A 13779-nucleotide genomic window follows, 5' to 3' on the forward strand; every position below is an offset into this window, starting at 1 on the left:
TAAACCTTTAAGCTAAATCTTGTCGTCGACAGCCGTCATGGCCGGTGTGGCCATGCCGGTGTCGGGCGCCAGTCCGCGTGGCTGCGCCGACAGCATGTGGGCTGTGCGCCAGCCGCCGTAGCGGTAATACGCGACCGCCAGCACGATCAGCACCACGCTGCCGAGCGGGAAGCTCCACCAGATCGCCTCCGCGCCGTAAGTCGGGATCAACCATTTCGCAAACGGCAGGCGCACCAGCCAGATCGCGATGAACAGCATCACCAGCGGCGCCATCACCGCGCCGGTCGAGCGCACCACGCCGAACAGCACCATCGTCACGCCGAACAGCACGAAGGACCACGCCACGATATTGTTGATGTGGCGCGCCACACCCATGGCTTCGCCCTCATGCGGCAGGAACAGGCCCAGCGCCGCATGATCGAACAGATACAGCAAGGCCACCAGCGCGCCGGTCAGCAGAAAGTTGTAGCCGACGCCGATGGTGGCGATGCGCGTGACGCGATCCCAGCGACCGGCGCCGATATTCTGTGCGGCCATTGACGACACGCTCGCGCCCAGCGCCAGCGCCGGCATCTGCACATAGGTCCACAACTGCGAGGTCACGCCGTAACCGGCCGTCACCTGCGAGCCGTAGCCGTTGACGAGGCTGATCATCACCAGTGCGGACGATGAAATCACCAGCATCTGCAAGCCCATCGGCAGGCCCTTGGTCACCAGCGCGCGCAGGATCGCCAGGTCGGGTTTCAGGTAATTCAGCTCATTGCTGTGCAACGCCAGGAAGTGCTTGCGGCGATAGAGGAAGGCGATCATCAGCAGCAGGCTGCCCGACTGCGCGATCAGCGTCGCCAGCGCCGAGCCGGCAATCCCCATCGGCGGGATCGGGCCAAGGCCGAAGATCAGCAGCGGATTGAGCGCGATATCCAGTCCCACCGACAACAGCATGAAATAGAACGGCGTGCGCGAGTCGCCCGCGCCGCGCAGCGTCATCATCATGAAGTTATAGAAATACATCATCGGCAGCGCGATGAAGATGATGCGCAGATACGCAATCGCATAGGGTGCGGCGTCGGCCGGCGTCTGCATCAGCGCGAGGATGTGCGGCGTGAAGATGTAGCCGGCGATCGCCACCAGGATCGACAGCGTCGCAAAGAAGCTTGCACCGGTGCCGACCACGCGCTTGGCGCGGTCGATGTCGCGCGCGCCGATCGCCTGCCCGACCAGGATGGTGGTCGCCATGCTGATGCCGAACACCACACCGAGCAGGAAGAACAGGACGATGTTGGCGTTCGAGGTCGCGGTCAGCGCCGCCTCGCCGAGATAGTGGCCGACCCAGATTGCATTGACCGAGGCGTTCAGCGATTGCAGGACGTTGCTGCCGAGTACCGGCAAGGCGAACATCAGCAGCGTGGTGGCGATGGGTCCGTTGACCAGGTCGGGGCGGGAGGATGTCGAAGAAGAACGCGGGGCAGGTTGGGCGGACATGGGGTGGCAGATGGCTGGTGAAACAAAGGTCTCATGCTAGCGCAGTTCGCACTTCGCATTTGTATCGGCATGTAAGTGGAGGGAAGGGGAGCAAAGCGCCTCGGCATGCAGGCTTGCCTTCTCGTCAACATTCCTCGTCGAGCACACATGAAAAAGGTTTGACCATTGCGGAAAGTCCTCGCTTGACAGGCCCCGGACCCGCACCTATTCTCTGCATACCCAAAGGTCTTACCACATGCCCGCACCGCCATGCGCATCCTTCGGCGACCAGAACATATAACAGGCACCCAAGCAGACTCCATGTCCTTCGATCCCATCGTCCAGAAATCCATTTCCGAGCAAGTTGCACAGCGCCTGCTCACCATGATCCGCAGCGGCCTGCTCAAGCCCGGCCAGCAATTGCCGCCGGAGCGTGAACTGGCGGCCATGCTCGGCGTCGGTCGTCCGGCCGTGCGCGAAGCGATCCGCGGCCTGGCGCTGCTCGGCCTGCTGCGCATCCGCCAGGGTGAAGGCACCTTTGTCGGCAAGCTCGAAACGCGCGAACTGCTCGAACCGCTGGAAATGATCATCGACCTCAACGCCGGCACGCTGGAAGCGCTGTTCGACGCGCGCCTGATCATCGAAACCGGCGTCGCCGCACTGGCCGCGACGCACATGGCCGAAGAAGAACTCGAGCGCCTGACGCGTAACGTCGACGACGAAGCGCGCCTGCTCAGCGACCCGGCCGCTTTTGCCGCCGCCGACGTGGAGTTCCACGAAGCCATCATTGAGGCCTGCGACAATCCTTTCCTGCAAAGCATCGCCGGCAGCCTCTACATGCTAGGCAAGAAAAGCCGCACCATTACCTCGCGCATTCCGGCTACGCTGGAACGCAGCCTGCAGGATCACCGCGACATTCTCATCGCATTGAAAGCGCGTGATCCGAAGCAGGCCTCCGACGCCATGCGCACCCATCTGATTCGTGTGCGCGACGCTTATCGCGGCGCGGCGCAGAACAAGGATGAATCGGTGCATGACTGACTTGTACAGTCATCTGCACCGTCATTGATGTTGATTTCGATTTGCTCAGAAAAATAAAAAAATACCCCGGCCTTCAAAGAACACAAACATTGAAACGAACGGGACCGTGATTCCCCCTATGGTTCACGCCATGCTTACTTTCTCAGGAGAACAGCAATGCAAGATCTGGCAGGTAAAGTCGTCTTCATCAGCGGCGCCAGCACCGGTATCGGCGCTTCCGCCGCACGCGCCTTCGGCGCCAAGGGCGCCCACGTCGTGGTCCACTACAACAAGTCGGCAACCGAAGCCGAAGCCGTCGCTGCCGAGATCCGCAAGGGCGGCACCAAGGCGATCACGATCGGCGCCGACGTACGCGACAGTAAAGCCATCGACAAGGCAATCGCCAGTGCGGTCGAACAGCTCGGCCGCATCGACGTCCTCATCAACAACGCCGGCAGCCTGGTCAAGCGCGAAGCGCTGGAAAAGATCAGCGACGACCTGTTCGACGAAGTCGTGCAGATCAATGCGCGTTCGGTGGTGGCGTTCACGCGCGCCGTGATCCCGGTCATGCGCAAGCAGGGCGGCGGCAACATCATCAACGTCACCTCGGTGGCGGCACGCCACGGCGGCGGCCCCGGCGCGCTGATTTACGCAGCCTCGAAAGGCTTCGTCAGCACCATCACGCGCGGTATGGCGAAAGAACTGCAGCCGGACAACATCCGCGTCAACGCGGTGGCGCCGGGCGTGATCATGACGCCGTTCCAGGAACGCTTCACCACGCCGGAGCAGCTGGAATCGTTCCGCAAGACCATCCCGATGGGCCGCATCGGCGACCCGGCGGAATGCGACGGCGCGTTCCTCTATCTGGCTTCGGATGAGCTGTCGGGATATGTGACGGGACAGATCATTGATGTGAATGGTGGGCAGTACATGCCGTGACGCCGGCTCGGGCTCAATAAAGAGTCAATCTGGGACACCAACGCCGCCTTCAGCGAGAGCTCAAGGCGGCGTTTTTTTATCGGGAAAGATGTTTCCGGAAAGTATTGGCATGAGGCTTGCACTAGGCCTGTTGTCTGCATAAACCGGAATGTCCATGTTCGCTCCTACCGAAATAAAGCCGATCAGCGCCATGGATTCCGTCATGCACGGTTCCAGCGACGCGACGCTGCTGCGCGACAAGCTGACCCTGTTGCTGGACTCCACCGGCGAAGGCATCTACGGCATCGACCTCGACGGCCGCTGCACCTTCATCAATCGCGCCGGCGCGGAGATGCTCGGGTACCGGATCGAGCAGATGCTGGGCAAGAACATGCACGAGCTCGTGCACCACAGCCATGAACACGGCGCACACTATCCGGAAGAAGAGTGTCCGATCCTGAAGGCCTTCCGCAAGGGCGAATCGTGCCGGGTCGATCAGGAAGTGTTCTGGCGTGCCGATGGCACCAATTTCGCCACCGAATATTCTTCTTACCAGATCATCGACGGCGGCCAGGTGCGTGGGGCGGTGATCACGTTCAGCGATATTTCCAAACGGCGTCTGGCCGAAGAGCAGTTGCAGCGCGCCAAGGCGGAGCTGGAGCAGCGCGTGGCCGAGCGTACGCGTGAGTTGTCGGCGGCGCTGATGCAGGTGCGCGAACTGTCGGCGCATGCGCATTCGGTGCGCGAGGATGAACGCACGCGCATCGCGCGCGAGATTCATGACGAGCTCGGCAGCCTGTTGGTGGCGCTGAAGCTGGACGTGAACTGGATGGCCAGCCGGGTTGCCGACCGCGAGCCGGTGGCGCGCAAGTGCGCCAGCATGAACCGGCTGATCGAGGCGGCGGTAGACAACGTCGGGCGCATCATCACCGATCTGCGGCCGAGCATTCTTGATCACCAAGGTTTGATCGCGGCGCTGGAGTGGCAGGTGCAGGAATTCTCCGAAGCGACCGAGCTGCCGTGCGACGTCGAGTTCGACATTTCTCCGCAGGCTTTTGCGCCGCAGGGGACGCTGGCGACGGCGGCGTTTCGTATCTTCCAGGAAATGCTGAGCAACGTGGCACAGCATTCGCAAGCAACGCAGGTGAAGATCGCCGTACACCTGACACCGGATGCCTTGCTGATGGAAGTGGAAGACAACGGCGTCGGCGTGCCGGCAACGGCGTTGGAGAATCCCAAGTCCTACGGCGTGATGGGCATGCGTGAGCGGGCCTTGCACTTTGCTGGCGCACTGACTATTGAAAACGCCGTTGATGGTGCAGGCGCTGCACCTGAAAGTCGCAATCCGGGCACGCGCGTGCGCCTGGTTTTGCCGCTGAGGAACGATGCATGACGATGCGCCAACAATCAACACAAACGCAGCCACAAGGAAACCCATGATCCGCATCCTGCTCTGCGACGACCACCGCATCGTGCGCGAAGGTCTCAAGCAGATCCTCGCCGACACGCCCGACATCGAGGTGGCGGCCGAGTGCGCCGACGGCCCCGAGGTGCTGCGCAAGGCGCGCGTGGAAGCGATCGACCTGGTCTTGCTGGACATCGCCATCCCGCTGCAGGATGGCCTCGACGTGCTGCGCCAGCTCAAGCAGGAGATGCCGCGCCTGCCGGTGCTGATGCTGTCGACTTATCCCGAGAAGCAATACGCCGCGCGTTGCCATCGCCTGGGCGCCGCCGGTTATCTGAACAAGAGCGCCGACACCGAGCAGTTGGTTGCGGCAATCCGCAAGGCGGCCGATGGCGGCGTGTACGTCAGCCCGCACATGGCCGAGACGCTGGCTGCCGAGCTCAATGCGCATGCGGCCAGCACCCAGCGCGCCGCGCATGAGACGCTGTCGCATCGCGAATACCAGGTGTTCCAGCTGATCGCCGCCGGGCGCAGCGTCAAGGAAATCGCCGACCAGCTCACGCTGAGCCCGAACACGGTCAGCACTTACCGCAGCCGTATCCTCGAGAAGACCGGCGCCAGCAACGACGTCGGCATCGCGATGTATGCCGTGCGGCATCAGCTTCTACCAGCTTAAGTTGTCGCTCTGACAGCGTCTTGTAGTCGTTCCACTACAAGGCGTCGTCTGTCGATGACATTGCCAGGCACGCTGGCAAGCCCCTTGCACAGGGTGGAGTAACAAAGCAGCCGTTACTTCATCCATCCATCGGGGGAATCCATGCCAAAAGAAATCGACAGCACCATCTTCCATACCTACGACGCCGAGCGCGCCGGCAACAGTTGTTCCTGCGGCAAGCATGCCAGCCAGACGGCGCATGACGACGAACAGCAACGACAGTTGCAGATGCGTGCACAGGACCCCGAGCAGTTGGGCAACGACGTGGTGGAAGAATCGGTGATGCGCGCGCTGTTCCCGCAGGCGGAGCAACGCCGCGACTTCCTGCGCGCGGTCGGCATCAACACCGCACGTGCGGCGATCGCCAGCATGTTCCCGCTGGGCGCCTTGCAGGCCATGGCGCAGGAAAAGAACGGCGCGATTGAAAAGAAGGACCTCAAGATCGGCTTCATCGCCATCACCTGCGCGGCGCCGCTGATCATGGCCGACCCGCTCGGCTTCTACAAGAAGCAGGGTCTCAACGTCTCGCTCAACAAGACCGCCGGCTGGGCGCTGATCCGCGACAAGATGATCAACAAGGAGCACGACGCCTCGCACTTCCTGTCGCCGATGCCGCTGGCGATGTCGATGGGCGTGGGCAGCAACCCGGTACAGATGCGCGTCGCCACGATCCAGAATATCAACGGCCAGGCCATCACGCTGCACGTCAAGCACAAGGACAAGCGCGATCCGAAACAATGGAAGGGCTTCAAGTTCGCGGTGCCGTTCGAGTATTCGATGCACAACTTCCTGCTGCGCTACTACCTTGCCGAGAACGGCCTCGATCCGGACCGCGACGTCCAGATCCGCGTCACGCCGCCGCCGGAAATGGTGGCCAACCTGCGCGCCGGCAACATCGACGGCTTCCTCGGCCCTGATCCGTTCAACCAGCGCGCAGTGTATGACGAAGTCGGCTTCATCCATATCCTGTCGAAGGAAATCTGGGACGGTCACCCGTGCTGCGCCTTCGGCATGTCGGAAGATTTCGTCAAGCAGAACCCCAATACCTTCGCGGCCCTGTTCCGCGCCGTGCTGACCGCCGCCGCGATGGCGCGCGATCCGGCCAACCGTTCGCTGGTGGCCAAGGTGATTTCACCGGCGGCGTATCTGAATCAGCCCGAGACCGTGGTCGAGCAGGTGCTGACCGGCCGCTTCGCCGATGGCCTGGGTAACGTCAAGAACGTGCCGGGTCGCGCCGACTTCGATCCGGTGCCGTGGGATTCGATGGCGGTGTGGATCCTGAGCCAGATGAAGCGCTGGGGCTACGTTAAAGGTGAAGTCGACTACAAGGGCATCGCCGAGCGTGTGCTGCTGCTGACCGATGCCAAGAAATACATGAAGGAACTTGGCCAGCCCGTGCCCGACGGCGCCTATCGCAAGTACAAGATCATGGGCAAGGAGTTCGACCCGGCCAAGGCCGACGCCTATGTCAACAGCTTCGCCATCAAGAGGACCGGCTGATGAAGCCGGCGGCTCAACTGGGCTGGCGCGCCGGGCTGATTTCGCTGGCGCTGTTCGGCTGCCTGTTGCTGGTGTGGCATCTGGCGACGGCGCCCAAGCAGAGCGTTGAAAACGCGCGGGCGGCGGCAACTTCTTCAGCATCTGCAGCCGACGATGAATACGCCAAGCTGATGGGCAAGAGCAGCAGCTCGCCGGTCAAGACCAGCGGCTTCCCGGGGCTGGCGCAGATGGGCGAGACCATGCGCAAGGAGCTCGCTAATCCGTTCTACGACAACGGTCCCAACGACAAGGGCATCGGCATCCAGCTCGGCTATTCGCTGGCGCGGGTCGGACTCGGGTTTGCGATTGCCGCGGTGGTGGCGATTCCGCTGGGATTCTTGCTGGGCATGTCGCCGCTGATGCAGCGGGCGCTGAACCCTTTCATCCAGATCCTCAAGCCGATCTCGCCGCTGGCGTGGATGCCGCTGGCCTTGTACACGATCAAGGATTCGTCGATCTCGGGGATCTTCGTGATCTTCATCTGCTCGGTGTGGCCGATGCTGATGAATACCGCCTTCGGCGTGGCGTCGGTGCGGCGCGACTGGCTCAACGTCGCCAAGACACTGGAGGTCACGCCGCTGCGCAAGGCTTTCCTGGTGATCTTGCCGGCGGCGGCGCCGACCATCCTGACCGGCATGCGCATTTCAATGGGGATTGCCTGGCTGGTGATCGTGGCGGCCGAGATGCTGGTCGGCGGCACCGGCATCGGCTACTTCGTCTGGAATGAATGGAACAACCTGTCGCTGACCAGCGTGATCTTCGCGATCCTGGTGATCGGCGTGACGGGCATGGTGCTGGACCTGTTCTTTGCGCGGCTGCAAAAACTCGTGACTTACACGGAATAGGCGTAACAGGAGCGATATGGAAAAAGCATTTCTCACCGTCGAGAACCTCAACAAGCGTTATACCGATGACGGCCTGCCGGTGTTCGACCAGGTCTCGTTCGGCATCGACAAGGGCGAGTTCGTTTGCATCATCGGCCACTCGGGCTGCGGCAAGACCACCATCCTGAATGTGCTGGCCGGCCTCGAAGCGCCGTCGGGCGGCGTGGTGATCATGGATCAGCGCGAGGTCAAAGGGCCGAGCCTGGATCGCGGCGTGGTGTTCCAAAGCCACGCGCTGATGCCGTGGTTCAGCGTGCTGGGCAACGTCGTGTTCGCGGTGCGCTCGCGCTGGCCGGACTGGTCGCGCGATAAGGCCGAGGCGCATGCGCGCCGCTTCATCGAGATGGTCGGCCTCAAGGGCTCGGAGCACAAGAAGCCGTCCGAACTGTCGGGCGGCATGAAGCAGCGCGTCGGCATTGCGCGGGCGTTTTCCATCGAGCCGAAAATGCTGCTGATGGATGAGCCGTTCGGTGCGCTCGATGCGCTGACGCGCGGCGTGGTGCAGGACGAGCTGCTGAAAATTTGCAGCGCCACGCACCAGACCGTATTCATGATCACGCACGACGTCGACGAGGCGATCCTGCTGGCCGACAAGATTTTCCTCATGTCCAACGGCCCGCGGGCGCGCATCGCCGAAGTGGTGGTCAACACCATGCCCAAGACGCGCACACGCGAAACCATGCATCACGATCCGCAGTTCTATCGCATCCGCAATCATCTGGTGGATTTCCTGGTGCATCGTTCGCGCCGCATCCAGGAAGCCGGCGCCGAAGACCTCGTGACGCGCGTCGTGATGCCCGGGCTGGAGCAGGGCACACCGGATGCGCCGGAATCGCTCGACAATTTCCCGCAAGCAGTAGCTTGATTTTTCACGATCATTTTTATCATTCATCGCAAGGAGAACTTCATGGACCGCAACCTCGTTACCCAAAAAATCATTCAAGCCAAGGTCAGGAACAAGATGACCTGGTCCAAGATCGCCGAGAGCATCGGCCAGAGCAAGGAATGGACGACCGCCGCCATGCTCGGCCAGATGACCCTGACTGCCAAACAGGCGGCCGTCACGCAGGAACTGTTCGGCCTGAGCGACGAAGAGACCCTGTGGTTGCAGATCGTGCCGTACAAGGGCTCGCTGCCGACACCGGTGCCGACCGATCCGCTGATCTATCGCTGGTATGAAATCGTCAGCGTCTACGGCTCGACCATCAAGGAACTGATCCACGAAGAGTTCGGCGACGGCATCATGAGCGCGATCGACTTCAAGATGGACATCCAGCGCCAGGCCGATCCCGCCGGCGACCGCGTCAATGTGGTGCTGAGCGGGAAGTTCCTGCCTTACAAAACGTATTAAACCTGTGGTGGGCGGTAGAATAAGCCGCATGGAAAAAACTACCGCCCCCCGCAAGCATTCCGTCAGCGCCATGAAGGCGCGCTTCGTCGCCATTTCGTGGCGCGACCTGGCCGTCAGTTTCGGGCCCATGGTGCTGCTGATCATCGTCGGCGTCTGGCTGGCGATCTGGCTGATTCATCCGGCGCCGCCCAAAACCATCACCATCGCGACCGGGCCGGAACACAGCAATTTCTGGAACGTCGCCGAGAAATACAAGAAGATCCTCGCGCGTGACGGCGTGACGGTGAAGATCGTGGCATCGGAAGGATCACTCGATAATCTGCACAAGCTGGTCGATCCCAAGAGCAACGTCGATGTCGCCTTCGTGCAGGGCGGTATCGCCGACAGCGTCGATATCGACAGCCTGGTGTCTCTGGGCAGCGTGGCGTATTCGCCGGTGTCGGTGTTCTATCGTAATGACAAGGTAGTCTCGCGGCTGTCCGAACTGACCGGGAAAAGCATCGCCATCGGCCTGCAGGGCAGCGGCTCGCGCGTGCTGGCGCTGACCTTGCTGAAAGCCAGCGGGATCGAGCCGGGTGGGGCGACCAAACTGATCGACATGGGCGGCGACGAGGCGGCGGACGCGCTCAGCAAGGGCAAGATCGACGTCGCCTTCCTCATGGGCGAGTCGGCGGCGCCGGCCACCATGGGCAAGCTGTTGCGCACCAACGGCATCCGTTTGCTGGACTTCTCGCAGGCCGCGGCTTACACGCGCCGCTTCAGCTATCTCAATGAGCTGACCTTGCCGCCCGGCGTATTCGACTTCCGCCGCAACCTGCCGGACCACACGATCCGCCTGATCGCACCGACCGCCGAGCTGATTGCGCGCGACGACCTGCATCCGGCCTTGTCCGACCTGCTGATCGAAGCCGCGCGCGAAGTGCACGGCAAGGCCAGCGTGCTGCAGAAGGCCGGTGAATTCCCGGCGCCGCTGGCGCATGAGTATCCGATCAGCGACGACGCCGCACGCTATTACAAGTCGGGCAAGAGCTTCTTCTACCGCACGCTGCCGTTCTGGCTGGCCAGCCTGGTGGATCGCACGATGGTGATCCTGCTGCCGATCATTCTGCTGCTGATTCCCGGCGTCAAGCTGGTGCCGCTGCTGTATGGCTGGCGCATCCGTTCACGCATCTATAAATGGTATGGCGTGCTGATCACGCTGGAGCGCGGCGTCACCAAGCACACCAAGGAAGAGCAGGAGCTGATGCTCAAGCAGCTTGATGAGATCGAGGCATCGGTCAATCGGATGAAGATGCCGCTGGCGTTTGCCGATCAGTTCTACGTGCTGCGTGAACACATCGGGTTTGTGCGCAGCCGGCTTGAAAGCGGCGCGTAGGCTGCGCAAAGTGAATAAGCGGGTTTGGCCCATTCGAGCCCGAACAGGGTAGAATGGGTTGCGTTCGGATCGAAATCGAAAAACTTCCGAAATCGCTCAAAAAACAACGAGATCGAAAACTACTGTTTATTTATACAGTGTTTGTGATACAGTGGAATCTCTTCAACAGAGATAGGAACCACTGCCATGACTCACTTGGATCTCACTTCAGGCGCTCGCTTTGGTCTGGAATCTTCTTCCCCTTCGTCTTTCAGCCTGCGCTTCGGCCGCCGCGAAATGTTCGTTTGCCGCGACTCGTACGTGCGCCGCTACCGCGTCAATCCAATAATCGAATGCAGCGCGGGCTTGCAAGCCGGCCACCTGGAAATCCTGCTGTTCCGCCGCTGGCTGGTGGTGCTGTCGAAGGCGCGCGCCTGAGCATGCTGATGTTGATGCCCATGCAGCAGCGTCTGGCGGCCCTGGCCGCACGCGAGCGGGGTTTTGAATCATGCCGTGAATGCGAGCCGGTCGGCTGGCATAGCCTTGCTGCGAGGCTGGCAGGCGTCTTCAGTCATCGGCTTTTCAAGCTTTAAATACTGACAAAATGCTGAATTTAAAACGGGAATTATTCTCATTTATGCTATAGTCGGTCGTCTTTTCGGTTGCGAAAATGCGCGTTGTCCTGTGTTTTTCGGACTTCGTGCGTCCAGCCGGAAAGCAGACTGATCAATCAGCATAAAGGGATAAGTTCATGTTTTTACGTACTTTTGTTGCAGGTATGGTGTTGGCGACCACGTCGATCGGCGTGTCTGCGCAGGAAAAGGTGATCAACCTTTACTCCGCGCGTCATTATCAGACCGATGAAGCCTTGTATGGCAATTTCACCAAGGCCACCGGCATCAAGATCAACCGTGTCGACGCCGATGATGCCGGCATTCTGGCCCGTCTCAAAAGCGAGGGAACTGCCAGCCCGGCGGACGTGATCCTGCTCGTTGACGCAGCCCGCCTGTGGCGCGGCGAGAACGACGGCCTGTTCCAACCCGTGAAATCCGGCGTGCTGGATTCGCGCATTCCCGCCAATCTGCGCGGCAAGGATGAGGGCCAGGGTTCGCAATGGTTCGGTTTCTCGACACGCGCTCGCGTGATTGTCTACAACAAGCAAAACGTGAAGCCGGAAGACGTCGACACCTATGAGTCGCTGGCCGATCCCAAGAACAAGGGCAAGCTGTGCACCCGTTCGGGCGCGCATCCTTATAACGTCTCGTTGTTCGGCGCACTGTATGAGCACGTCGGCGAAGCCAAGACCGAAGCCATCCTGAAGGGCATGGTCGCCAACATGGCGCGCTCCCCGGTGGGTGGCGACACCGACCAGATCAAGGCGGTTGCTTCCGGTGAATGCGGCGTGGCGATTTCCAACTCCTACTATGTCGCGCGCCTGATGAAGTCGACCAAGCCGGAAGACATCGCCGTGGTCAGCAAATTCGGCGTGGTCTGGCCGAACCAGAAAACCTTTGGCGCGCACGTCAACATCGCCGGCGCCGGCGTGGCGAAGAATGCCCCGCACAAGGCTGACGCTGTCAAGTTCCTGGAGTACCTGGCCAGCGATGATGCACAGCGTTACTTCGCCGAAGGCAACAACGAGTGGCCGGCAGTCAAAAGCGTGAAGACCGGCAATGCCGCGCTCGACACGCTGGGGCCGTTCAAGGCGGAAGTGATTGACGTCGCAGCGACCGGCCGTAACCAGCAGAAGGTGTTGCAGATCCTCGATCGCGTCGGCTACAAATGATGCGAGCGTAATTGTCTGTTTCGGCGGGCATGAAAAAAGCACCGGACGGCCACGGCCTCCGGTGCTTTTTTAACGATAGCGAGGTAGGAAAGGGGAAAGGCGCCGGCCTACGGGCAGGCATCTGCTTCAACCGGCAGCGCGCGGAAAAGCCACCACGTGATTGACGTCAAGCCGGATCCCGATCGATTCGCCGATGGCGTGGTCGTGATGCGAAGGCACCAGCGACAGCAACTCCAGGCCGTCGTCGAGTTGCAGCGTATAGAGGAAGTCGGCGCCGCGGAAAGACTTGCGCACGATGCGCGCCTTGAATGGCGACAGGTCGTCGTGCACGATGTCGTCGGAACGCAGCAGTACATCGAACGACTCACCCGGCGTCGCATCGGATTGCAGTGTTTCCATGATGCGCGAAACATCGTGCAATCGGCCCAGCGGCGTTTCCATCGCCATGTCGCCGGCCGCGCCCACCAGTGCACCCGGTACGAACATGCCGTGGCCGATGAAGTCGGCGACGAAGCGCGTGGCGGGGCGGTGATACAGCGCGTAGGGCTGGTCCCATTGTTCGAGACGGCTCTGCTGCATGACGCCGACCACGTCGCCGACGGCGAATGCTTCCATCTGGTCGTGCGTCACCATCAGCGCGGTGATGCCGGCTTGCTTGAGGATGCGGCGCACTTCTTCGGCCAGGCGTTCGCGCAGTTCGACGTCGAGGCTGGAGAACGGCTCGTCCAGCAGCAACAGCCGCGGCTGTGGAGCGAGCGCGCGCGCCAGGGCAACGCGCTGCTGTTGGCCGCCGGACAGCTGGTGAGGGAATTTGCTTTGCATGCCGCCCAGGCCGACCAGTTCCAGCATGTCCTGCACGCGCCGCCGACGTTGTTGCTTGTCGCCATGACTGCTATGCAAGCCGAAGCCGATGTTGGCTTCGATGTCCAGGTGAGGAAACAGCGCGAAGTCCTGGAACACCATGCCGATGCGGCGTTGCTCGGCGGCGATGCGCACGCCGGGGCCGTCCAGCAATTGGCCGTCGAGCAGGATGCTGCCGGCTTGCGGCTGTTCGAGTCCGGCGATGGCGCGCAACAGGGTAGTCTTGCCGCTGCCGGAAGGACCGATCAGCGCGCCCAGTTCACCGGGCTGCAGCGCGAACGATACCGCTTGCACCGCCGGCGCCACGGCGCGTGGATAACTGATGCTGACTTCATCGACTTGCAGAAACATGGCGGTCCTTTTTTGCAGCGCTGTTGGATGGCTTTGTATGTCCGTGGAAAATCGGCGGAGGGCATTGCCTGCGGCTACAATGCCTGTCGCTGGAACGTATCATGCAGCGAATGATTTCCATCCGTTTTCAATAA

General features: G+C 61.4%; 13 protein-coding genes. 11 read left to right on the forward strand and 2 right to left on the reverse strand.

What is annotated here, in order from left to right; all coding sequences use genetic code 11:
* Positions 1–12 precede the first annotated feature (12 nt).
* A complete protein-coding gene (locus E4P32_RS01060) occupies positions 13–1482 on the reverse strand; it encodes an MATE family efflux transporter (RefSeq protein WP_116433650.1) in 1470 nt (489 codons plus the stop codon).
* Positions 1483–1782: 300 nt separating this feature from the next.
* Here E4P32_RS01060 and E4P32_RS01065 point away from each other — a divergent pair, with 300 nt between their 5' ends.
* The 11 genes from E4P32_RS01065 (at position 1783) to E4P32_RS01115 (ending at position 12433) form a co-directional block, all read left to right on the forward strand.
* Complete coding sequence (locus E4P32_RS01065) at positions 1783–2502, forward strand: FadR/GntR family transcriptional regulator (RefSeq protein WP_116433649.1); 720 nt, start codon at positions 1783–1785, stop codon at positions 2500–2502.
* Positions 2503–2658: 156 nt separating this feature from the next.
* The gene (locus tag E4P32_RS01070; protein ID WP_116433648.1) at positions 2659–3420 is read left to right on the forward strand and encodes a glucose 1-dehydrogenase; all 762 of its coding nucleotides are present in this window, start codon (positions 2659–2661) and stop codon (positions 3418–3420) included.
* Between the two features lie 190 nt (positions 3421–3610).
* On the forward strand, positions 3611–4792 hold the full coding sequence (locus E4P32_RS01075) for a PAS domain S-box protein (protein WP_116433960.1): 1182 nt from the start codon (positions 3611–3613) through the stop codon (positions 4790–4792).
* Positions 4793–4835: 43 nt separating this feature from the next.
* Positions 4836–5480 carry a response regulator transcription factor gene (locus tag E4P32_RS01080; RefSeq protein WP_116433647.1) on the forward strand — a complete coding sequence of 215 codons (645 nt, stop codon included), beginning with the start codon at positions 4836–4838 and terminating at the stop codon, positions 5478–5480.
* Positions 5481–5621: 141 nt separating this feature from the next.
* Entirely contained in the window at positions 5622–7019 is a 1398-nt protein-coding gene (locus E4P32_RS01085) for a CmpA/NrtA family ABC transporter substrate-binding protein (RefSeq protein ID WP_116433646.1), read from the forward strand.
* A complete protein-coding gene (gene ntrB / locus E4P32_RS01090) occupies positions 7019–7903 on the forward strand; it encodes a nitrate ABC transporter permease (RefSeq protein WP_116433645.1) in 885 nt (294 codons plus the stop codon). The genes E4P32_RS01085 and ntrB overlap by 1 nt, the downstream gene beginning before the upstream one ends.
* Positions 7904–7919: 16 nt before the next feature.
* A complete protein-coding gene (locus E4P32_RS01095; RefSeq protein ID WP_116433644.1) occupies positions 7920–8807 on the forward strand; it encodes an ABC transporter ATP-binding protein in 888 nt (295 codons plus the stop codon).
* A 42-nt stretch (positions 8808–8849) separates the two neighbouring features.
* Positions 8850–9293, forward strand: a complete 444-nt coding sequence (gene cynS / locus E4P32_RS01100) for a cyanase (protein ID WP_116433643.1) — start codon at positions 8850–8852, stop codon at positions 9291–9293.
* A 28-nt stretch (positions 9294–9321) separates the two neighbouring features.
* Entirely contained in the window at positions 9322–10668 is a 1347-nt protein-coding gene (locus E4P32_RS01105; RefSeq protein WP_116433642.1) for a TAXI family TRAP transporter solute-binding subunit, read from the forward strand.
* A gap of 186 nt (positions 10669–10854) precedes the next feature.
* Positions 10855–11085: a hypothetical protein gene (locus E4P32_RS01110; RefSeq protein ID WP_116433641.1), complete on the forward strand. Its 231-nt coding sequence runs from the start codon at positions 10855–10857 to the stop codon at positions 11083–11085.
* A gap of 313 nt (positions 11086–11398) precedes the next feature.
* The gene (locus tag E4P32_RS01115) at positions 11399–12433 is read left to right on the forward strand and encodes an extracellular solute-binding protein (protein ID WP_116433640.1); all 1035 of its coding nucleotides are present in this window, start codon (positions 11399–11401) and stop codon (positions 12431–12433) included.
* A gap of 126 nt (positions 12434–12559) precedes the next feature.
* Here the strand turns inward: E4P32_RS01115 and E4P32_RS01120 are convergent, their stop codons facing one another.
* Positions 12560–13645 (reverse strand): ABC transporter ATP-binding protein, encoded by a 1086-nt coding sequence (locus tag E4P32_RS01120; protein ID WP_116433639.1) that lies wholly within the window; start codon positions 13643–13645, stop codon positions 12560–12562.
* Between the last annotated feature and the right edge of the window lie 134 nt (positions 13646–13779).

This window comes from Herbaspirillum sp. 3R11 (assembly GCF_004563925.1).
In the GTDB taxonomy this organism is placed as follows: Bacteria; Pseudomonadota; Gammaproteobacteria; order Burkholderiales; family Burkholderiaceae_D; genus Herbaspirillum.